This is a genomic window from Streptomyces sp. NPDC002676 (assembly GCF_053592455.1).
Map to the genome: position 1 here is coordinate 119841 of NZ_JBSFVT010000016.1, position 21220 is coordinate 141060.

Annotated in this window: 20 protein-coding genes and 1 pseudogene; 11 read left to right on the forward strand and 10 right to left on the reverse strand. The window is 72.3% G+C overall.

The window, feature by feature from the left end; all coding sequences use genetic code 11:
- Window positions 1-8 precede the first annotated feature (8 nt).
- From tal to ACWD3E_RS32815, 6 genes are read left to right on the forward strand one after another with little or no spacing between them, the layout of a single operon-like run.
- Window positions 9-1178, forward strand: a complete 1170-nt coding sequence (gene tal / locus ACWD3E_RS32790) for a transaldolase (RefSeq protein ID WP_451391179.1) — start codon at window positions 9-11, stop codon at window positions 1176-1178.
- Window positions 1175-2767 carry a glucose-6-phosphate dehydrogenase gene (gene zwf / locus ACWD3E_RS32795; RefSeq protein WP_451391180.1) on the forward strand — a complete coding sequence of 531 codons (1593 nt, stop codon included), beginning with the start codon at window positions 1175-1177 and terminating at the stop codon, window positions 2765-2767. Before tal ends, zwf begins: the two co-directional genes overlap by 4 nt.
- A complete protein-coding gene (opcA, locus tag ACWD3E_RS32800; protein ID WP_451391181.1) occupies window positions 2764-3690 on the forward strand; it encodes a glucose-6-phosphate dehydrogenase assembly protein OpcA in 927 nt (308 codons plus the stop codon). The genes zwf and opcA overlap by 4 nt, the downstream gene beginning before the upstream one ends.
- A gap of 1 nt (window position 3691) precedes the next feature.
- Complete coding sequence (gene pgi / locus ACWD3E_RS32805; RefSeq protein ID WP_451391182.1) at window positions 3692-5392, forward strand: glucose-6-phosphate isomerase; 1701 nt, start codon at window positions 3692-3694, stop codon at window positions 5390-5392.
- 2 nt (window positions 5393-5394) lie between these two features.
- Entirely contained in the window at window positions 5395-6273 is an 879-nt protein-coding gene (gene gnd / locus ACWD3E_RS32810; RefSeq protein WP_451354308.1) for a phosphogluconate dehydrogenase (NAD(+)-dependent, decarboxylating), read from the forward strand.
- Window positions 6274-6278: 5 nt separating this feature from the next.
- Entirely contained in the window at window positions 6279-6866 is a 588-nt protein-coding gene (locus ACWD3E_RS32815) for a histidine phosphatase family protein (RefSeq protein WP_451354307.1), read from the forward strand.
- Window positions 6867-6908: 42 nt separating this feature from the next.
- Here ACWD3E_RS32815 and ACWD3E_RS32820 read toward each other — a convergent pair whose 3' ends face one another.
- Window positions 6909-8861, reverse strand: coding sequence for an ArnT family glycosyltransferase (locus ACWD3E_RS32820; RefSeq protein ID WP_451391183.1), 1953 nt, complete (start codon window positions 8859-8861; stop codon window positions 6909-6911).
- 254 nt (window positions 8862-9115) lie between these two features.
- Here ACWD3E_RS32820 and ACWD3E_RS32825 point away from each other — a divergent pair, with 254 nt between their 5' ends.
- The gene (locus tag ACWD3E_RS32825) at window positions 9116-9784 is read left to right on the forward strand and encodes a TetR/AcrR family transcriptional regulator (RefSeq protein WP_451391184.1); all 669 of its coding nucleotides are present in this window, start codon (window positions 9116-9118) and stop codon (window positions 9782-9784) included.
- 18 nt (window positions 9785-9802) lie between these two features.
- Here the strand turns inward: ACWD3E_RS32825 and ACWD3E_RS32830 are convergent, their stop codons facing one another.
- A complete protein-coding gene (locus ACWD3E_RS32830; RefSeq protein ID WP_451391185.1) occupies window positions 9803-10399 on the reverse strand; it encodes a TetR/AcrR family transcriptional regulator in 597 nt (198 codons plus the stop codon).
- Window positions 10400-10543: 144 nt separating this feature from the next.
- Here ACWD3E_RS32830 and ACWD3E_RS32835 point away from each other — a divergent pair, with 144 nt between their 5' ends.
- Window positions 10544-11425 carry an NAD(P)-dependent oxidoreductase gene (locus ACWD3E_RS32835; RefSeq protein ID WP_451391223.1) on the forward strand — a complete coding sequence of 294 codons (882 nt, stop codon included), beginning with the start codon at window positions 10544-10546 and terminating at the stop codon, window positions 11423-11425.
- Between the two features lies 1 nt (window position 11426).
- Here the strand turns inward: ACWD3E_RS32835 and ACWD3E_RS32840 are convergent, their stop codons facing one another.
- The gene (locus ACWD3E_RS32840) at window positions 11427-11864 is read right to left on the reverse strand and encodes a PPOX class F420-dependent oxidoreductase (RefSeq protein ID WP_451391186.1); all 438 of its coding nucleotides are present in this window, start codon (window positions 11862-11864) and stop codon (window positions 11427-11429) included.
- Window positions 11865-12054: 190 nt separating this feature from the next.
- Here ACWD3E_RS32840 and ACWD3E_RS32845 point away from each other — a divergent pair, with 190 nt between their 5' ends.
- Window positions 12055-13278 (forward strand): serine hydrolase domain-containing protein, encoded by a 1224-nt coding sequence (locus tag ACWD3E_RS32845; protein WP_451391187.1) that lies wholly within the window; start codon window positions 12055-12057, stop codon window positions 13276-13278.
- A gap of 18 nt (window positions 13279-13296) precedes the next feature.
- Here the strand turns inward: ACWD3E_RS32845 and ribA are convergent, their stop codons facing one another.
- Window positions 13297-13956 (reverse strand): GTP cyclohydrolase II, encoded by a 660-nt coding sequence (ribA, locus tag ACWD3E_RS32850; protein WP_451391188.1) that lies wholly within the window; start codon window positions 13954-13956, stop codon window positions 13297-13299.
- Window positions 13957-13995: 39 nt separating this feature from the next.
- Between ribA and ACWD3E_RS32855 the strand changes: the two genes are divergently transcribed.
- Window positions 13996-14790, forward strand: coding sequence for a creatininase family protein (locus ACWD3E_RS32855; protein ID WP_451391189.1), 795 nt, complete (start codon window positions 13996-13998; stop codon window positions 14788-14790).
- A 125-nt stretch (window positions 14791-14915) separates the two neighbouring features.
- Here the strand turns inward: ACWD3E_RS32855 and ACWD3E_RS32860 are convergent.
- The 5 genes and pseudogenes from ACWD3E_RS32860 to ACWD3E_RS32880 form a co-directional block, all read right to left on the reverse strand.
- Window positions 14916-15848 (reverse strand): annotated as a pseudogene (locus tag ACWD3E_RS32860) (lysylphosphatidylglycerol synthase transmembrane domain-containing protein); the annotation flags it as partial.
- Window positions 15845-16819 carry a trans-aconitate methyltransferase gene (locus ACWD3E_RS32865; protein ID WP_451391224.1) on the reverse strand — a complete coding sequence of 325 codons (975 nt, stop codon included), beginning with the start codon at window positions 16817-16819 and terminating at the stop codon, window positions 15845-15847. The pseudogene ACWD3E_RS32860 and the gene ACWD3E_RS32865, both read right to left, overlap by 4 nt.
- 35 nt (window positions 16820-16854) lie before the next feature.
- Entirely contained in the window at window positions 16855-18018 is a 1164-nt protein-coding gene (locus ACWD3E_RS32870; protein ID WP_451391225.1) for a glycosyltransferase family 4 protein, read from the reverse strand.
- 5 nt (window positions 18019-18023) lie between these two features.
- Complete coding sequence (locus ACWD3E_RS32875) at window positions 18024-18422, reverse strand: 6-pyruvoyl trahydropterin synthase family protein (RefSeq protein ID WP_451391226.1); 399 nt, start codon at window positions 18420-18422, stop codon at window positions 18024-18026.
- Between the two features lie 147 nt (window positions 18423-18569).
- On the reverse strand, window positions 18570-19559 hold the full coding sequence (locus ACWD3E_RS32880) for a zinc-dependent alcohol dehydrogenase (RefSeq protein ID WP_451391190.1): 990 nt from the start codon (window positions 19557-19559) through the stop codon (window positions 18570-18572).
- A 107-nt stretch (window positions 19560-19666) separates the two neighbouring features.
- Here ACWD3E_RS32880 and ACWD3E_RS32885 point away from each other — a divergent pair, with 107 nt between their 5' ends.
- Entirely contained in the window at window positions 19667-20434 is a 768-nt protein-coding gene (locus ACWD3E_RS32885; protein WP_451391191.1) for a CDP-alcohol phosphatidyltransferase family protein, read from the forward strand.
- 63 nt (window positions 20435-20497) lie between these two features.
- Here ACWD3E_RS32885 and ACWD3E_RS32890 read toward each other — a convergent pair whose 3' ends face one another.
- Window positions 20498-21205: a YcnI family protein gene (locus ACWD3E_RS32890; RefSeq protein WP_451391192.1), complete on the reverse strand. Its 708-nt coding sequence runs from the start codon at window positions 21203-21205 to the stop codon at window positions 20498-20500.
- Between the last annotated feature and the right edge of the window lie 15 nt (window positions 21206-21220).

Below are 21220 nucleotides of genomic sequence, written 5' to 3' on the forward strand. Positions count from 1 at the left end.
TCAGAGAGATGAACACTGTGACCGAAGCAATCGCCACCCCCGGTTCCCTCAAGCGCCTCGCCGACGAGGGTGTCTCGATCTGGCTGGACGACCTGTCGCGGGGGCGGATCACCTCGGGCAGCCTGGCCGGGCTGGTGCAGAGCGGGGGCGTCGTCGGCGTCACCACCAACCCGTCGATCTTCCAGGCGGCCATCGGCTCCGGCGAGGGCTACGAGGAGCAGCTCACCGACCTGGCCGTGCGCGGGGTGACGGTGGACGAGGCGGTGCGGATGATGACGACCGCCGACGTGCGGGCAGCCGCCGATATTCTGGATTCTGTATACACCGCCACGGACGGCCGCGACGGCCGCGTCTCCATCGAGGTCGACCCCCGCCTGGCGCACGACACCGCGGCCACGGTCGCCGAGGCCAAGCAGCTGGCCTGGCTGGTCGACCGGCCGGGCGTGATGGTCAAGATCCCGGCGACGAAGGCCGGTCTCCCGGCGATCACCGAGGTCATCGGCCTCGGCATCAGCGTCAACGTGACCCTGATCTTCTCCCTGGAACGCTACCGCGAGGTCATGGACGCATACCTGGCCGGCCTGGAGAAGGCCCAGGAGCGCGGCCTGGACCTGTCGGAGATCCACTCGGTCGCGTCCTTCTTCGTCTCCCGCGTGGACTCCGAGATAGACAAGCGGCTGACCGCTCTCGGCACCGAGGAGGCCCTCGCGCTCAAGGGCCGCGCGGCCCTCGCCAACGCGCGGCTCGCCTACGCCGCGTACGAGGAGGTGTTCGGCTCTGCCGACAGTGCGGCACAGCCCGACGACCGCTGGCTGGCGCTGGCCGGCACCAAGGCGAACAAGCAGCGTCCGCTGTGGGCGTCCACCGGTGTGAAGGATCCTGCGTACAAGGACACGCTGTACGTGGACGAGCTGGTCGCACCCGGCACCGTCAACACCATGCCGGAGGCCACCTTGAACGCCACCGCCGACCACGGCGAGATCACCGGCGACACGGTGACCGGCGGCTACGCCCAGGCCCGTGCCGACCTGGCCGCCGTCGAGCGGCTCGGCATCTCCTACGACGAGGTCGTCCAGCAGCTGGAGGACGAGGGCGTCGCCAAGTTCGAGGCGGCCTGGCAGCAGTTGCTGGAAGCCGTCACCGAGTCCCTGAGGAGCAAGGGAGTTGACGCGCGATGACGACCGAGGCGGCTGAGCCGCAGACATCCCCCGCCGAACAGGCACCCGCTGCGCCGGCCCTGGACGCCGACTGGGCGAACCCGCTGCGCGACGACCGGGACCGCCGGCTGCCGCGCATCGCGGGTCCCTCCGGCCTGGTCATCTTCGGGGTGACCGGCGACCTGTCCCGCAAGAAGCTGATGCCGGCCGTGTACGACCTGGCCAACCGCGGCCTGCTGCCGCCGGGCTTCTCCCTCGTGGGCTTCGCCCGTCGCGAGTGGGAGGACCAGGACTTCGCGCAGGTCGTCCACGACGCCGTACGCGAGCACGCCCGCACCCCGTTCCGCGAGGAGGTGTGGCAGCAGCTCGCCGAGGGCATGCGGTTCATCCCGGGCGACTTCGGCGACGACACCGCCTTCAAGCAGCTGAAGGAGGCCGTCGACGAGCTGGACGCCTCCCGCGGCACCAGCGGCAACTTCGCGTTCTACCTCTCCGTGCCGCCGAAGTTCTTCCCGAAGGTCGTCCAGCAGCTGAAGAAGCACGGCCTGGCGAGCCCGCCCGCGGGTTCCTGGCGGCGCGCGGTCATCGAGAAGCCGTTCGGCCACGACCTGGCCAGCGCACGCGAGCTGAACGCGATCGTGCACGACGTGTTCGAGCCGGACCAGGTGTTCCGCATCGACCACTACCTCGGCAAGGAGACCGTCCAGAACATCCTGGCGCTGCGCTTCGCCAACCAGATGTACGAGCCGATCTGGAACCGGTCGTACGTCGACCACGTGCAGATCACCATGGCCGAGGACATCGGCATCGGCGGCCGGGCCGGCTACTACGACGGCATCGGCGCCGCCCGGGACGTCATCCAGAACCACCTGCTCCAGCTGCTGGCGCTCACCGCCATGGAGGAGCCGATCGCCTTCGACGCGGAGGCACTGCTCACCGAGAAGCTGAAGGTGCTGAAGTCGGCGCGGCTGCCGGAGGACCTCGGCCACAGCACCGTGCGCGGGCAGTACGCGGCCGGCTGGCAGGGCGGCGAGAAGGTCGTCGGCTACCTCCAGGAGGAGGGCATCGACCCCGAGTCGAAGACCGACACCTTCGCCGCGATCAAGCTGGAGATCGACAACCGCCGCTGGGCGGGCGTCCCCTTCTATCTGCGCACCGGCAAGCGGCTCGGCCGCCGGGTGACCGAGATCGCGGTGGTCTTCAAGCGGGCCCCGCACTCCCCCTTCGACTCCACCGCGACGGAGGAGCTGGGCCAGAACGCGATCGTCATCCGCGTCCAGCCCGACGAGGGCATGACCGTGCGGTTCGGCTCCAAGGTGCCGGGCACCTCGATGGAGATCCGGGACGTCTCCATGGACTTCGCCTACGGCGAGTCCTTCACGGAGTCCAGCCCGGAGGCGTACGAGCGGCTCATCCTGGACGTGCTGCTCGGTGACGCCAACCTGTTCCCCCGTCACCAGGAAGTGGAAGAGTCCTGGAAGATCCTGGACCCGATCGAGGATCACTGGGCGACGCACGGCAGGCCGGCGCAGTACGCGTCCGGCAGCTGGGGACCGAGCGAAGCGGACGAGATGCTCGCACGAGACGGACGGAGCTGGCGCAGGCCATGAAGATCGACCTGACCGACACCACGGCAAGCAAGATCAACAAGGCGCTGGTGCAGGGCCGCCGCGCCATCGGCTCCCCGGCCGTGGGCATGGTCCTGACGATGGTGATCGTCACGGACGAGGAGAACGCCTACGACTCGATCAGGGCGGCCGAGGAGGCCTCCCACGAGCACCCCATGCGGACCCTCGTCGTCATCAAGCGGCACGCCCGCACCCTGCGCGACCGCACCACCTCGCGGCTGGACGCCGACGTGCGGGTGGGCGCCGACGCGGGCACCGGCGAGACGGTCGTGCTCCGGCTGTACGGCGAGGTCTCCGACCACGCCGACTCCGTGGTGCTGCCGCTGCTGCTGCCGGACGCCCCGGTCGTGGTGTGGTGGCCCGTGGACGCGCCCGACGCCCCGGCCAGGGACCCGCTCGGCGCACTCGCCCAGCGCCGCATCACCGACCTGTACGCGGTCGAGCGTCCGCTGGAGGTCCTGGAGACCCGGGTGCGCAACTACGCGCCCGGCGACACCGACCTCGCCTGGACCCGGCTGACCCTGTGGCGCTCCATGCTGGCCGCGGCCCTCGACCAGTCCCGGGAGAAGGTGACGTCGGCGGCCGTGGAGGCCGAGCAGGACAACCCCAGCGCCGAGCTGCTCGCCCGCTGGCTGGAGGCCCGCCTGAACGTCCCGGTGGACCGGGTGGTGACCGGCGGCCCGTTCGTCACGGCCGTACGCCTCGGCACCGCCAACGGCGAGATCGTCATCGACCGCCCGGCGGGCCCCCTCGCCACCCTGTCGTTGCCGGGCCAGCCCTCGCGCACCCTCGCCCTGAAGGTCCGCGCCACCTCCGAACTCATCGCCGAGGAGCTGCGCCGCCTCGACGCCGACGAGATGTACGCCATCGCCCTCAAGGGCGAGGCCGCCAAGGAGAACGCCTGACATGTCCGACGCCCCGTCAGACACCCCCGAGACCGCCCGCCGGCCCGAGTGGACGGCCCTGGCCGACCACCGCGCCCAGGGCCGGCCCCACCTGCGCGACCTGTTCGCCGCGGACCCCGGCCGCGCCGAGCGGTACGTCGTGCGGGTCGGTGACCTGCACATCGACTACAGCAAGCATCTGATCACCGACGAGACCCTGGCCCTGCTCCAGGAACTCGCCGCCGCCACCGGCGTGTTCGGCCTGCGGGACGCCATGTTCCGCGGCGAGAGGATCAACATCACCGAGCGGCGGGCCGTGCTGCACACCGCGCTGCGCGCCCCGCGCGACGCGGTGGTCGAGGTCGACGGCGAGAACGTCGTCCCGGCCGTGCACGCCGTCCTCGACAAGATGGCCGGCTTCGCCGACCGCGTCCGCTCCGGCGAGTGGACCGGCCACACCGGCAAGCGGATCAAGAACGTCGTCAACATCGGCATCGGCGGCTCCGACCTCGGCCCGGCGATGGCGTACGAGGCACTGCGCCCGTACACGGCACGGGAGTTGACGTTCCGGTTCGTGTCCAACGTGGACGGCGCCGACCTGCACGAGGCCACCCGCGACCTGGACCCGGCCGAGACGCTGTTCATCGTCGCGTCCAAGACCTTCACCACGATCGAGACGATCACCAACGCCACCTCGGCCCGCTCCTGGCTCCTCTCAGGGCTGGACGATGGGGGCACCTCCCGCTCGAGCGAATTCGAGAGTGGGGGAGAGAAGGCCGTGGCGAAGCACTTCGTGGCGCTGTCCACGAACGCGGAGAAGGTCACCGAGTTCGGCATCGACCCGGACAACATGTTCGAGTTCTGGGACTGGGTCGGCGGCCGGTACTCGTACGACTCCGCGATCGGCCTGTCCCTGATGATCGCCATCGGCCCGGACCGCTTCCGCGAGATGCTCGACGGCTTCCACCTGGTCGACGAGCACTTCCGCACCGCACCGGCCGAGGCCAACGCACCTTTGATCCTGGGCCTGTTGGGCATCTGGTACGACAACTTCCACGACGCCCAGTCGCACGCCGTGCTGCCCTACAGCCACTATCTGTCCAAGTTCACCGCGTACCTGCAGCAGCTGGACATGGAGTCCAACGGCAAGTCGGTGGACCGCGCCGGACGCCCCGTGACCTGGCAGACCGGTCCGGTGGTGTGGGGCACCCCGGGCACCAACGGGCAGCACGCCTACTACCAGTTGATCCACCAGGGCACGAAGCTGATTCCGGCGGACTTCATCGGCTTCGCCCGGCCGGTCGCCGAGCTGAGCGGTGAAGTCAAGGCTCAGCACGACCTGTTGATGGCCAACTTCTTCGCCCAGACCCAGGCCCTCGCCTTCGGCAAGACGGCCGACGAGGTCCGCGCGGAGGGCGTCGCCGAGGAGCAGGTGGCCCACCGCACCTTCCGCGGCGACCACCCGACCACGACGATCCTCGCGACGGAACTGACCCCGTCCGTCCTCGGCCAGCTCGTAGCCCTCTACGAGCACAAGGTGTTCGTCCAGGGCGCCGTCTGGAACATCGACTCCTTCGACCAGTGGGGCGTCGAACTGGGCAAGGTCCTGGCCAAGCGCGTCGAACCCGCCCTGACCCAGGGCGCAGACGTGCCCGGTCTCGACGCGTCCACCACGGCCCTCGTCGCCGCCTACCGCACTCTCAAGAACGCTCAGGAGAACTGATCATGCAGCTCGGACTCATCGGTCTCGGCAAGATGGGCGGCAACATGCGCGAGCGCATCCGCCGCGCCGGCCACACCGTCATCGGCTACGACCGCAACCCCGAAATCTCCGACGTCAAGAGCCTCGAAGAACTCGTCGAGAAGCTCGACGCGCCGCGCACCGTCTGGGTGATGGTGCCGGCCGGCACCGCCACCCAGACCGTCGTCGACGAGCTGAAGGACCTGCTCTCCCCCGGTGACACGGTGGTCGACGGCGGCAACTCCCGCTGGACGGACGACGAGAAGCACGCCGCCGAACTCGGCATCAAGGGCATCGGCTTCGTCGACGCGGGCGTCTCGGGCGGCGTGTGGGGTCTGCAGAACGGCTACGCGCTCATGGTCGGCGGCGAGAAGGAGAACGTGGACCGGCTGCGGCCGATCTTCGAGGCGCTCAAGCCGGAGGGCCCGTACGGCTATGTCCACGCGGGCCGGGTCGGCGCCGGGCACTTCTCGAAGATGGTCCACAACGGCATCGAGTACGCCATGATGCAGGCCTACGCCGAGGGCTGGGAGCTGCTGGAGAAGGTCCACTCGGTGGAGAACGTCCGCGAGGTCTTCCGCTCCTGGCAGGAGGGCACCGTCATCCGCTCCTGGCTGCTCGACCTCGCGGTCAACGCCCTGGACGAGGACGAGCACCTGGAGAAGCTGCGCGGCTACGCGGAGGACTCCGGCGAGGGCCGCTGGACCGTCGAGGCGGCCATCGACAACGCCGTCCCGCTGCCCGCGATCACCGCGTCCCTGTTCGCCCGGTTCGCCTCGCGGCAGGACGACTCCCCGCAGATGAAGATGATCGCGGCGCTGCGCAACCAGTTCGGCGGGCACGCCGTGGAGAAGAAGGACTGAGCACCGTGGGTGATCTCCTGCTGGTCCGCCACGGCGAGACGGAGTGGAGCCTGTCGGGACAGCACACCAGCTTCACCGACCTGCCCCTGACCACGCACGGCGAGGAACAGGCCAAGTCCCTCGCCCCGCTGCTCACCGGACGGACCTACGCCCTCGCCCTGACCAGCCCGCTGGGACGCGCGATACGCACCGCCGAACTGGCGGGCCTGGCCGGGGCCGTGCCCGACGCCGACCTGCACGAGTGGGACTACGGCGGCTACGAGGGCATCACCACCGCCGAGATCCACCGGACCCGGCCCAGCTGGAACCTGTGGACCGACGGGGTGCCGCCCGGCCCCGAGGGGCACCCGGGCGAGTCGCCGGAGCAGGCAGGGGCACGCGCCGACCGGGTCCTCGCCCGCGTGGACGCGGCCCTGGCCGAGGGGGACGTCGTCCTCGTCGCCCACGCCCACTTCCTGCGGGTGCTCACCGCCCGCCGGCTGGGCCTGCCGCCCGCCGAGGGCAAGCTGTTCCAGCTGGCCACCGGCACGGTCAGCCGGCTGTCCACGGAGCACGGGCGGCCCGTGATCGCCGAGTGGAACAGGCGCCCGTAACCGCGCTTGCCCCGCAGCAATACCCCTGTCCCGCGGCCCGGTTCACCCCGTGTGAGCCGGGCCGCAGCGGTACAGCAACCGGGTCGTCCGGCCGTCGGGGTCGTAGGCGGCGGACGGGACGCGCGTGCAGTGGGCGGCGGTCCAGCGCAGCAGCTGCCCGGCCGGGGTGTGGGCCCGTCGCGAGCGGGGCCTCAGATCGGCGCGCACCATGACGACGTAGTGCAGCCGCCCGGAGTCGATCAGCTGCCGGAAGGCCTGGGGGGTGGGGTAGGGGACGCGTCCGGTGTAGCCGCCCATCGGCAGAACGGGGGCGTTCGCGGCGATGATGTAGGGCGCGGCGGCCTGCCAGCTGGGGACGGCCGCCAGATAGCGGGCGCCGTCCCGGTGCGCGGTCAGATACGCGAGCAGCCGCCGGTGTTCGGGGCCGAGCCGGGACAGGGCGGTGCGGTTGCGCACGCTGGTCGGGCCGACGCGGCCGAAGCCGCCGGGCTCGTTGTAGCGCGGGGAGAGCGCCGAGGCGGACCACACGGCGGGGATCAGCAGCACGGCGGCCAGGCCGACGGCGAGAGCGGCGCGGTGGCGCGCGGCGAACAGGCACAGGGCGAGCAGGCCGAGGACGACGGCGGCGGGCGCCGTCCAGGGGAAGAAGTGCGGGTACCACAGGGCCAGGGCCGCGCACCAGGCGACGTCGACGGCCAGGACCGCGGGCAGCGCCCAGGTCCGGCGGGCGCCCTGGACGACCCCGGCGGCGGCGAGCGCGGACAGGGCCACCGCGACGACGCCAAGGTAGTAGGTGTGGCCGGTCACGCTGCCGAAGCTGAATGCCGCGAAGAACGTCGCCAGCCACACCCCCCACAGCAGGTGCCCGGCGAGCAGCCGGTCGGTGCGCGGCGCCCGGCGCCGGTACAGCGCCAGCAGACCGGCCGCCAGGCCGAACGCCGCCAGCGGATACAGCCAGCCCGTCTGGGTGGCGAGGCCTGGGCTGAACATCTTCCCGACGCCGTCACCCATGCCGGCCGCCAGCGGCCCGCTCGGGTGGGCCGAGGAGTCGGCCACGATGCTGCCACTGCCGGCCGCGTCGACGCCGACGGCGTGAAAGCGGGTCAGGAAGTTGTAGCCGACGACCATCGCGTACGGCGAGTCGTTGCTGGTGCCGTCGATGTACGGGCGGCTCCCGGCCGGGGCGAGGGCCGCCACCAGCATCCACGACGCCGACACGACCACGGTCACCGCGCCGGCCAGGGCGACGTGGCCGATCCGGCGCCGCAGCGCGGCGGGGGCGGTGACGAGGTAGGTCACGGCCAGCGCGGGCAGCACCGCCCACGCCTCCATCATCTTGCACTGGAAGGCCACGCCCACCCAGGCGCCCGCGAGCAGCAGCGGGCGCAGACGGGCCCGTTCGGCGGCCCGCCAGGTGGCCTCGGCGGCCAGCAGCAGGAGCAGCACGAACGGCGCATCCTCGGTGATCGAACGGCCGAGGCCCACCGTGACCGGCGTGAGGGTGAAGAAGGCGGCGGCCAGCAGCCCGGCCCGGACTCCGGCCCAGCGGCGCACGAGCAGGTGCAGCAGCACGACGCAGCCGGCCATCTCCAGCGCCTGCGGCAGCACCAGCGCCCACGGGTGGAAGCCGAAGACCAGCGCCGACAGCGCCTGCGGCCACAGGAAGCCGGGCAGCTTGTCGAGGGTGATGGAGTTCGCCGGGTCGAAGGATCCGTAGAAGAAGGCGCTCGGGCTGTCGGTCATGCTGCGCACCGCCGCCGCGTAGAACGCGTGGTACGTGCTGTGGTCGAGGCCCCACAGGCACAGCACGGCGGCGAGCGCGGCGAGAGCGGCGAGCACCGGGCGCTCGTAGCTGTCGGCGGGGGTGCGGGGCGCTCGGGTACGGGCCGCGTGCGTGCGGGCCCCTCCGGTGCGGGCGGGGGACGGCGGCACGGACGGTGGTGCGGGCGACGGCGCGCCGAGGCTCAGGTGCGGCTCGTGGGCAGGACTCGGCATGGACGGACTTCCAGACATCACGGGGATCTCGCGTCCGCGACGCAGGGCGCACCCCGGACCGTGGTGAGTATCGGCCGCCGCGCGAGTGCCCGGCCACTGCCGCGGCCACGTCTCACCGAGGTCTCACCGCCACCACACCATCCCCTTCACCAGGGACTTCACCGACTTGGACCTCGGCGGCGGGGCTCCTCCTACAATCACGGCACGCGTGCGGGCGCTCCGGCCCGCACGCTTCTTCCGGCCGAAGGAACCCGATGACCAGCGTCGACGAACCGGTACGTCCCGGCGGGCGGGTGCGCGACGCCGCCCGCACGAAGGCCGAGATCCTCGACGTGGCGACCCAGGAGTTCGCGCGGGCCGGCTACGACGGGGCCCGGGTCGACGAGATCGCGGCCCTCACCCGCACCACGAAGCGGATGATCTACTACTACTTCGGCGGCAAGGAACAGCTGTTCACCGCGGTCCTGGAGCGGGCGTACGGGGTGATCCGCGAGGCCGAGCAGCAGCTGGACCTCGACCATCTCGACCCGGTCGCGGCGATCCGGCGGCTGGCCGAGCTGACCTTCGACCACCACGAACGGCACCCGGACTTCATCCGCCTGGTCAGCATCGAGAACATCCACGGCGCCGTGCACATCACGGCCTCCGGGAAGCTGGGGAAGATCGGCTCCCCGACACTGGAGGTGATCCGCCGCATCCTGGCCGCCGGGCAGGAGTCCGGGCTGTTCAGGGCGGACGTGGACGCGGTCGACCTGCAGGCGATGATCACCTCGTTCTGCTTCTTCCGGGTCACGGGCCGGCACACCTTCGGCGCCCTGTTCGGCCGGGACCTGCTGCACCCGGCACAGCGCGGGCGCTACCGGGCCATGCTCGGCGACATGGTGATCGCCTACCTCACGGCTGAGCCCGTACCTCACGGCTGAGCGCGCCACGTACTGACGTCAGTTCGCGGTGTCCACGGCGGCGTCCAGGAGCGGCCCGAGTTCGCGGACCACGGCGTTCAGGGGCCGTACGTCGCGTTCGGCGCGGGCCATCACGATCGCGCCCTCCAGGGTGCTGATCATCAGCGTGGCGAGGGAGCCGGCGCGGGCGGACGGTACGCCCATGCCGCTGAGGGCCTCGGCGAGCGGGCTGAGCCAGGCGGCGAAGGCCGAGGCAGCGGCCTCGCGGGTGGAGGCGCCGGCGTTCGCGCAGTCCACGGTCGCGGCGGCGACGGGGCAGCCACCGGCGAACCCCTCGGTCTCGTACTCGTCGCTCCACTGGGCGGCCATGGCGGCGAACAGGCCGCTCGGGGACGGCTCCTCCAGTCCCGCCAGGAACCGTGCGATCCGCCGTCCCGCGTACCGACCCGCCCACTCGACGGCCTCGTTGACCAGCTGTTCCTTGCCGCCCGGGAAGTAGTGCTGGAGGGAGCCGCGCGGGGCGTCGGCATGGGCGGCGACGTCGCGCATGCCGGTCGCGGTGACTCCGTCGCGCCGGATGAGCTGGGCCGCGCTGAAGACCATCCGCTCGCGCGGCCCGTGCCGCGGCTGTGTCATCGCCGACCTCCGATCCTTGCCCGGCCCACTCTATGACCGGCGTCATAACGCCCGCTACTATGACCGCTGTCATAGTCGGCCCGTCGGGTGAAGGGCGGCCCCGTGAACATCAATGACGCCGTAGACGCCGGAGACGCCGGAAACATCGCGAACACCGGTTTCATCGGTCTCGGAGTGATGGGTCAGCCGATGGCGCTGCGGCTGGCCGCCGCCGGCACACCGCTCGTGGTGTGGAACCGGACCCCGCAGCGCGCAGAGCCGTTGCGCCGGGCCGGCGCGGCGGTGGCGGCGGACGCCGACGAGGTGTTCGCGCGGGCCGGCACGGTGCTGCTGATGCTCGCCGACGAGGCGGCGGTCGACACCGTCCTCGGCCGTGGCACCCCGGCGCTGGCCGCCCGGGTCGCCGGGCGTGTCGTCGTCCACATGGGCACCACCTCGCCGGCGTACTCCCGCGCGCTGGAGGCCGACGTCCGCGCGGCGGGCGGGCGGTATGTCGAGGCGCCCGTCTCCGGGTCGCGGGTGCCGGCGGAGCAGGGGCGGCTGGTGGCATTGCTCGCGGGCGAATGGGCCGCCGTGGCCGCCGTACGGCCGCTGCTGGCACCGCTGTGCCGGAAGACGTTCGGGTGCGGGCCCGCGCCGAACGCCCTGCTGATGAAGCTGGCCGTCAACCTCTTCCTGATCACCCAGGTGACCGGGTTGACCGAGGCGTTCCACTTCGCCGAGCGGCAGGGCCTGGACCCGCGGCTGTTCCTGGACGTGCTGGACGCGGGCCCCATGGCCAGCGACGTCTCGCGGATGAAGGCGCCCAAGCTGCGGGACGGGGACTACGGGGTGCAGGCCGCCGCCCTCGACGTCCTGAAGAACAACCGGCTCATCGCCGAGGCCGCCCGCGAGGCCCGTCTCGCCTCGCCGCTCCTCGACGTCTGTCACGCCCTGTTCGAGGAGACCGTGGCGCAGGGGCACGGCGGCGAGGACATGGTCGCCGTGCTCCGCGCGATCGAGACGCGGACCGCCAAGGCGCCGTAGCTCAGCTCCGGGGCACCCCGTAGGCCCGCTCGACATGCAGGCTCAGCACCAGCCGGCGGTCGCGGACCATGGCGGCCCGGAACTCGTCCCAGTCCGGGTGCTCGCCGAGGATGTCCCGGTACAGCCGGACCAGTTCCTCCACGGTGTCGTCGTACGGGTCCTCGGCGACCGCAGACAGCTCGGCCGTGCCCTCGGCCACGGTGTACGCCCAGCGGTCGGCGCTGGTCACGTGGTACGAAGCCCGGGGGTCGCGGCGCAGGTTGCGGGTCTTGGCGCGGTCGTCCGTGACGGAGACGCGGATGATCCGCTCGTCGGGGTAGTAGGCGTGGCCGACATTGGACAACTGGGGGCGGCCGTCACGCTTGAGGGTGACCAGCACACCGCCGTGCCCTTCGGAGAGCAGCTTCAGCAGGGTGTCCTGCGTCGGGTCCTGACTCATGCTCCGATCGTATACAGCACGCGAAATACGGCATACGACATACGGCGCGCGTCCCCGCGTGCGGCGTCGCGTCGATCACACACACCGTGATGAGCCGTCGACTCCCGGTGTGCCTGGGGCACGATGAGCGCCGGGTCGTGCCGGCCGAGTCCGCCGGACCGCACCCGTACGACGCGACCGGAGGAGAGCGATGGCACAGCTGAGGCAGGAAGCCGAACCGGGCGAGGCCGGGCTGGACGCGCAGGCGCTGGACCGTCTCGACCAGCACTTCGCCCGGTACGTCGACGAGGGGCGGCTGCCCGGCTACCTGGTGGCTGTGACCCGGGGCGGCAAGGTCGCCCATCTCACCACGTACGGGCAGCGCGATGTCGCCGCGGGTCTGCCGGTAGCGGCGGACACGCTGTGGCGGATCTACTCCATGACCAAGCCGGTCACCGCCGTCGCGGTGCTGCTGCTGGTGGAGCAGGGCGCGCTGTCCCTGGACGACCCGGTCGGCCGGTACCTGCCCGCCTTCGCCAACCCCCGTGTGTACGAGGGCGGTTCGGGAGCCGAGGTACGCACCCGCGCGGCGCACGGTCCGATCCTGGTCCGGCATCTGCTCACCCATACGGCGGGGTTGACCTTCGCGTTCTACCATCACCACCCCGTCGACGCCCTGTACCGGGAGGCGGGCCTGGAGTACTCGGTACGGCCGGGCGCCGATCTCGCCGAGACGATCGACGCGTACGCGAGCCTGCCGCTGCAGTTCGAGCCGGGCACGCAGTGGAACTACTCGGTCGCCTCCAATGTGCTGGGCCGGCTCGTCGAGGTGGTGTCCGGGGTGCCGCTGGACACGTTCTTCGCCGGGCGGATCTTCCGTCCGCTCGGCATGAACGACACCGGCTTTCACATCCTCCCCGAACAGGCGGGACGGCTGGCCGAGTTGTACCGGGAGACCGACGACGGCGGGATCGAGCCGGTGGCCGGGCTGCCGGTGCACGGCCGGCCGCGGTTCCTGTCCGCCAGCGGCGGGCTGGTCTCCACGGCGTACGACTTCCATCGGTTCATGGAAATGCTGCGCCGGGGCGGCGAGTTGGACGGCACCCGGCTGCTGTCGCCGGGCACGGTCGCCCTGATGACCCGCAACCAGCTGCCCGGCGGCGCGATCCTGCGCTCCTTCGGCGCCCCGGTCCACCGCGAACCGGCCTACGGAGGCCTCGGCTTCGGCTTCAACGTCTCCGTGGTGGTCGACCCGGCCCGCACCCTCGCCCCGTCCGGCCTGGGCACCTACGGGTGGACCGGAGCCGCCACCACCGCCTTCTCGATCAACCCGAGCCACGATGTGACCGTCCAGTTCATGACCCAGGTACGGCCGAAGAAGCTGAAGGTCTTCCCGGAGCTGCGGCGGCTGGTGCACGAGGCGCTGACCGGGTGACCATGAACCACGAGCTGCTCAGGAGCCATGGGCCACGGCGTCCAGATGGGGCAGATGGTGGTCGAGGCGCTCCCGCTTGGTCCGCAGATAGGTGATGTTGCTCTCGCACGGCTCGATCAGCAACGGCACCTGTTCGGCCACCTGGATGCCGTGCCGGACCAGCGCCTCCCGCTTGCGGGGGTTGTTGGACATCAGCCGCACCGAGCGCACCCCGAGGTCGCGCAGGATCTCTGCGGCGACGCCGTAGTCCCGGGCGTCGACGGGCAGGCCGAGCGCGAGGTTCGCCTCCACCGTGTCCAGGCCCTCCGCCTGCAGGGCCATCGCACGCAGCTTGGCGAGCAGCCCGATGCCACGGCCCTCGTGGCCCCTCAAGTAGACGACGACGCCGCTGCCTTCGGCGACGACCGCACGCAGGGCGGACGCCAGCTGGTCCCCGCACTCGCAGTGCCGGGAGCCGAACGCGTCCCCGGTCAGGCACTCCGAGTGCAGCCGGATCAGCACGTTCTCGGTGCCGATGTCCCCGTGGACGAGGGCGACTTGCTCGTCACCGCGGTCGTGGTCCAGATAGCCGATCGCCTGGAATTTCCCGTACACGGTGGGCAGCGGCGCATTCACGACGCGTTCCGCGCCCGATCGCCGTGGGGTCTTCTTGCGGAGTGCGACGCTGTTTTCTGTCATGATCTGATTCCTAAAGCAGAGACGAAAGGCCGGAAAGTGATGAGTGGTTCGGGCTCGCGGACGACCGCCTTCGGAGTAATGCCGACGGACACGACGGAGGACGTACGGGCGCGTGGAGCGGCGGCGGCCGGTTCACCTCAGGTCGCCGTCCTTCCCGTAGGGAGCTTCGAACAGCACGGTCCCTTCCTGCCGTTGGCGACCGACACGCTCGTCGCCTGTGCCGTGGCGCGGGAGCTCGCCGCCGCGTACCCGGTGCACCTCCTCCCTCCGGTGACGGTCTCCTGCTCGCACGAGCACGCGGCCTGGCCGGGGACCGTCAGCATCTCCGCCGTGACCCTCCACGCGGTGGTCGGTGACATCGCGGCCTCGCTGCGCCGCTCCGGCGTCGACGCGCTCGTCGTGGTCAACGGGCACGGCGGCAACTACGTCCTGGGCAACGTCGTCCAGGAGGCCTCCGCGCGCGGGGAGCGCATCGCGCTGTTCCCGGCGGCCGAGGACTGGGAGGCCGCCGTCCGCCGGGCCGGGGTGGTCACTTCGCTGCTCTCCGACATGCACGCGGGGGAAATCGAGACCTCGATTCTGCTGCACGCTCATCCCGAATTCGTCCGCTCTGGTTACGAGTCCGCGGATTTCACCGCCGACGACCGCCGTCATCTGCTCACCCTGGGAATGTCCGCCTATACCGAATCGGGTGTCATCGGCCGGCCTTCCCTCGGCTCGGCGGAAAAGGGCAGGGAACTGCTGGCGAGCCTGGTGGAATCCTTCGGAGCGTACGCCCGGCTGCTCACCTCGGGCGACGGCCCGGAGCGGGCCGAAGGGCCGGCGCAGGGGTGATCGGGGGTGCGGGCAAGGGGGTTGGCGCGCAGCCCGGCCCCCCAGCGGGCGACGAGGACGACCGCGCCGGGCAGGCTCGCCACGAAGCTGAGCACCCCGTACACCACGGCGACCGCGACCCCGTTGCCCGCGCCGAGCCCCGCCGTGCCGAACGCCCAGGCGGTGACGCCCTCGCGGGGGCCGAAACCGCCCACGTTCAGCGGCAGTCCCATGGCGAGCAGGGCGAGGACCGCGAGCGGCAGCAGTACGGTGGCGGAGGCGGCGGAGGCGGTGGATCCGGCGACGCGGGCCGCGACGACGAACATGGCGAGGTGCCCGGCCAGTACGACGACGGAGGACAGCCAGATACCCGGCCCGCCCCGGCGGGACAGCAGACCCCGGCGGGCGTCACCGAAGGTCGAGCGCAGGGCCCCGCCCCCTGAGGAGGGCGCCCGGTTCATGCGGACGGCGACGATGACGGCGAGCGTGCCCGCCGCGCCGAGTACCACCAGTGGGGCGGCATCGCGCACGGTGTCCCGGACCGGGGACGGCAGCACGAGCAGCAGCACGGCTCCGCACACGGCCAGCGCGATCTGCCCGGCGACCCGCTCCACGACGACCGCGTTCACGCCGCGCCGCATGTCACCGGCGCTCCGGCCGTGCCGTACCGCACGGTGCACGTCGCCGACCACCCCTCCGGGCAGGGCCGCGTTCAGGAACAGCGCCCGGTAGTAGTCCGCGACGGCGGGCCCGAGCGGCAGCCGGATCCCCAGCTCCCGTGCCACCAACTGCCAACGCCACGCGCTGCACACGGTGGTGACCGCGCCGATGCCCGAGGCCACGAGCAGCGTTGCGAGGTCGATCCGCCGCAGCCCGTCCAGGAGGACACCGGTACCCAGCCGCCACAGGACGAAGGCGAGGATCACCACACCGGCGACGGTACCGAAGTGGGCACGCAGAGCCGCAAGTTGTGCGCGGGCGGAGGGCCGCGGAAGCTGCGGGGGCCGCGGGGTTACGGCAACGGCATCGCGCAACGGCTGCTTCGGCAGGGGCCCGGCCTGTGCCGTTCGCGTGCTCATGACGCGCCGTCCGCCGGCCGGGCCAGCGCCAGCAGGTCGCTGTGGTGGACCACCACCCGCAACTCCCCCGCCTCGCAGGCGGCCAGCCGCTCCCGCAGGTAGCGCTCGGCGGGCTCGGCCAGTGCGGGCCGCTGTTCGACGGCCGCGCCCACCCAGCCGCGCAGCCACTGCGCGGTCAGCGCAAACTGCCCGGGACCGAGCCGCCAGGGGCTTGGGTGCACCCGTACCGTCGCCCCGCGCTCGGCGAACGCCTCCCCCGCCACCGCCACCGCGTCCGGGCCGAGCAGTCCGGTGCGCCGCTGGTGGGCGTTGAACGCCTCGGCGATCTCGGCGTCCAGCGGGTCGGACGGGGTGAGTTCGACGCGGCCCGCGACGGACAGGGTGAGCAGGGCGGGACAGCCGGCCCCGGCGCAGGCGTCGGCGAGGGTGACGACCTCCTCGCGGGTGAGTACGTCGAGCAGCGCGGAGGCGGTCACCAGGGAAGCCCCGGTCAGCACCTGCGCGGTCAGCCGGCCGAGCTCACCGCGGCGCGTCTCGACCGTGACCCGGGCGCCGTCGGCGGCGGACCGGCAGGACGCGGCGGCGGCGAAGTGCAGCAGGTAGGGGTCGCGGTCGTGCAGGATCCAGTGCTGGGCGCCGTCCAGGCGGGGGGCCAGCCAGCGGCCCATGGAACCGGTGCCGCACCCCAGGTCGTGCACGACCAGACCGTCGGCCCGGCCCGGCGGTCCGGCCAGCCTCGTGCGCAGCGGGTCGAGCAGCTCGTGCGCCCGCGCCGCCGCGTCGGCCGGCTCCCGCAGCCGCAGCCACTCGGGCGCGTACCGCGGCGGCTCCTCGGAGCCACTGCCGCCGTCGCGCAGGCGTACGGTGGCCCGCTCACCGGGCGGGGCGACGGGGCCGGCACCGGCGATGACCGGGGAGGCGTGGTCGCCCGGTCCGCCACGGGCAGCCGTACCGTGTCCGCCGCCGTCCATACTCTGCCTCTCCGCCTGCGTCTCGGTCCCGCCGCTCATGCCGCCCTCCCCGCCGTGCCGGAGAGCCGTTGCAGGACCGCGGCCAGGCTGCGGGCGGTCGTCGCCCAGCCGTCGAGGGCCGAACGGCGGCTGCGCGCGGAGGACTTCAGGCGGCGCCGTACACCGGCCTCGCCGAACCAGCCGCGCAGCTCCGCGGCGAGCGCGGCGGGGTCCTGCGGCGGGACCAGGATGCCGGGCACGCCGCCGTCAGGGGCGCGGCCGAGCGCTTCCGGCAGGCCGCCGACGTCGGTCGCGAGGACGGGGATGCCGCGGGCGAGGGCCTCGGTGACCGCCATGCCGTACGTCTCGGCGCTGGAGGCGAGGACCATCAGGTCGGCGGCGGCGTACCCGGCGTCGAGGGCGGCGCCGGAGCGCGGCCCGGTCAGGTGCAGCCGGTCCGTCAGCCCGTGCTCGGCGATCAGGGCGCGCACCCGGGCGACGTACGCGGGGTCGTGGGCGAGTCCGCCGACGCACTCGCAGGTCCACGGCAGGTCCCGTACCGCGGCGAGGGCCTCGACCAGCCGGTGCTGGCCCTTGCGCGGGGTCACGGATGCCACGCACAGCAGGCGGGAGACGCCGTCGGTACCGGGCGCGAGGGGGGCGATGTCGGCGCCGGGGGCGGCGACGTGCACCCGTTCGGGGGCGAGTCCGTGGTGGGAGACCAGGCGGCGCACGGCCCACTCGCTGGTGGCGATCACCGCGGGCACCGCCCGCAGCACGCTCCGCTCGCGGGCGTCGAGGCGGGCGGCCAGGGCCGGGCCGAGACCGGTCTCGTCGCCGAGGGGCAGGTGCACCAGCACCGCGAGCCGCAGCCGCCCGGCCTCGGGGACGACGACCTCCGGGACCGCGCAGGCGACCAGGCCGTCGAGCAGCACGACGGAGTCGTCCGGCAGGCCCGCCAGGGTGCGGGCGAGGCCCTCGCGGTCGGCCCGGGCGGGGCGCGGCCAGTCGCCGGGCGCGGTGTGCCGCTCGGCCCGCCAGCCGAAGCCGGGCAGGTCGAGGCAGACCCGGCGGTCGTAGGCGTTGCCGCCGCTGGGCACGGCCGGGTCGTCGACACCGCCCGGCATGACGAAGTGCACGGTGCGCAGGCACATGGGGACGCTCCTGACGGCCAGGCCGGCCGGCTCGGTCAGGGCGGTCACGTCGCCGAGGTCGCTCACGTCGGTCACAGGCCACGCTCGTAACTCGCCCAGGCGATGTGCGACTCGTGCAGGGTGACGGTGATGCCCGCAAGGCCCTTGGCGCCTTCGCCGAGGGCGCCCTTGTGGACGCGTTCGGCGAGCCTGTCGGCGATGACCTTGGCGAGGTACTCGGTGGAGGTGTTGATCCCCGCGAATTCGGGCTCCTCGTCGAGGTTGCGGTAGTTCATCTCGCCTACGACGGTGCCCAGTTCCCGAGTGGCCAGGCCGATGTCGACGACGATGTTGTCCTCGTCCAGCTGTTCGCGGCGGAACGTGGCGTCCACGAGGAACGTGGCGCCGTGCAGGCGCTGCGCGGGCCCGAACACCTCGCCGCGGAAGCTGTGGGCGATCATGAGGTGATCGCGGACGGTGATGCTGAACAACGGACGGCCCTCCAGGTGCGCGGCGTCTGGTGCCCCCACGGTTCGTGAACCGGCTTCTGACGGGGGCTGACGAGTAGTACGGCTCTTCGCTTCCCCGTGTTCAGCTCTCTCTCACTCCTTTCCCGACTCGGTCCGTGCCCCTTTTTCTCAGGTCAGCGCCGCATCGCCGTACTTGATGCGGTGGCACAGGGCCGGGATCTCACCGGATGCGAGCTTCGGCATGACCTCGGGGAGTTCCTCGAAGGCGCTCTCCCCGGTGACGAGCGCGTCCAGCGCCGGATCGGCGAGCAGGTCGAGGGCGAGGGCCATCCGGTCGGTGTAGGTGCGGCCGGGGCGGGCGGCCGGGGAGACGGTGCCGACCTGGCTGGCGCGCACGGTGAGCCGGCGGGAGTGGAAGGCCTCGCCGAGCGGCAGGGCGACGCGACGGTCCCCGTACCAGCTCAGTTCCACGACCGTGCCCTCGGCGGCGAGGAGTTCGAGGGAGCTGGCCAGGCCCGCTTCGGTGGCGCTGGCGTGGACGACGAGGTCGCAGCCGCCGAGGGCGTCCGCGGGAGTGGCGAAATCGACGCCGAGCGCTGCGGCGGTCCGCGCGCGGGCCGGGTCGGCGTCGACGAGCTGCAGCCGTACGCCCGGGAAGCGGGCGAGCAGTGCGGCCACCGAGCAGCCGATCATGCCGCCGCCGACCACCGCGATCCGGTCCCCTGCCAGCGGCGCGGCGTCCCACAGGGCGTTGACGGCGGTCTCCACGGTGCCGGCGAGCACGGCCCGCCCGGCGGGCACCCGTTCGGGCACGACGGTCACCGCGCTCACCGGAACGACGTAACGGCTCTGATGCGGATACAGGCAGAAGACCGTACGGCCGATCAGCGCATCCGGTCCCTCCTCGACCATCCCGACGTTCAGGTAGCCGTACTTCACCGGACCGGGGAAGTCGCCCTCCTGGAAAGGTGCCCGCATCACGGTGTGCTGCGACTCGGGAACCCCGCCGCGGAACACCAGCGTCTCCGTGCCCCGGCTGACACCGGAGTACAGGGCGCGCACCAGCACCTCCCCCTCGGCGGGCTTCGGCAGGGTGAGGTCGCGCAGCTCGCCGTGGCCGGGCGAGCGGAGCCAGAACGCGCGAGCCGGTCGGTTCATCGGCATCCTCCTGAACGATGGGGTAGTTGTCCACGTACCGAGAAGTGCACAGGCCGCGCACAGTACGCGGCGTTGATCGACTCTGTCACTCGGCCGGAGGGTGAGCGGTGGCCCTGAACAACACGTACGACGCGAGGCCGGTCCAGCAGGAGACCGCGGTGGGAGCGGGCGTGCAGATCCTGCTGCTCGCCCTGCTGGGCGCGGCGATCGGCCTGGGGCCTGCGGGCTGGCTGACGGGCCTCGCGTTCGCGTTCGCCACCTGGGCGGTCCTCTCCCGCGCCCTGCACCGCTCCCGGCCGCGCTCGTTCGGGCCCGCCAACCGGGTCACGCTCGGGCGGGCCACCCTGGTCGGCGGGGTGACGGCGCTGGTCGCGGACTCCTTCGCGAGTTCGCCGCCGGTCACCGTGCTGGTCGCCCTGACGGCGGTGGCGCTGCTGCTGGACGGTGTCGACGGCAAGGTGGCCCGGCGCACGGGTACCTCCACCGCGCTCGGGGCCCGCTTCGACATGGAGGTGGACGCGTTCCTGATCCTGGTGCTGAGCGTGTACGTGTCGATGCGGCTGGGCCCGTGGGTGCTGCTGATCGGCGGTATGCGGTATGCATTCGTCGCGGCGGCCCGTGTCGCGCCCTGGCTGAACGCTCCGCTGCCGCCGTCCTTCGCCCGCAAGACGGTCGCCGCGATCCAGGGTGTCTGCCTCCTGGTGGCGGGCTCCGAACTGCTGCCGCACATGGCCGACGTGGCGATCGTGGCGTCGGCGCTGGGCTCACTGCTGTGGTCCTTCGGCCGGGACGTGCTGTGGCTGTGGCGCAGCTCCCGTGCGGGCGCGGACGAGGCGCCGGCGGAGCGGAGGCTGGTGGAGCAGGCGGCGCGCTGAGGACGCACGAGGGCCCGGACCGGCTGCCGGTCCGGGCCCTCGGTCTGTCGTCCTCGGGCGGGGTTACGACCGCGCGGAGCGGCTGCGTACGACGGCGAAGGCCCCCGCCGCCAGACCCAGTACGCCGACCACGAGCCCGGCGATGCCCAGCCCGCGGGCCGTGGAGTCGCTGGAGTCGGCGGCCTTGGTGGTGCTGTTGCTCTTGGCGGGGGCCGGTGCGGCGCTCTCCGCGCCCGCCGTGAGCTTGAGCACCGGCGCCGGGTTCTCCGGCTCCTCCCCGCCGGCCGGCGTCTCGATCCAGCGGGCGACCTTGCCGTCGGAGTAGGTCTGCAGCGTCTTGAACGTCAACTGGTCAGTGTCGTCGGGCAGTTGTCCGAAGGCGACGTCGAAGTCCTCGTACTGTCCGGCGCCGATCCTCCCGCCCGTGAAGGTGATCTCGGAGACGGCCTCGGTGATGGTGCCGTCGTCGGTCTTGACCGGCGTCTTGAGCTTGGTGGTGGTCACCTTGGGGGTCCAGCCGTCCTGCGGGTGGACGAGGACGCCGAGAACGGGGTGGTCGGTGGGCAGGAAGACCTGCACCTTGGTGGTGGAGGCGCTGTCCTCTTCGCCCGGGACGCGGAAGGTGAGTACGCCGTCCGTGGCTCCCTTGGCGTAGCTCTCCGGGTGGACGGTGACGTGCGCGGAGGCGACGCCGGCCGCGGCGAGGGCTGCGGCGGCGGTCAGGGCGGTGACGGTTGCGGCGCGGCGCAGCACCGTGCGGGTCGTGGACATGGGTGAGTGGATCTC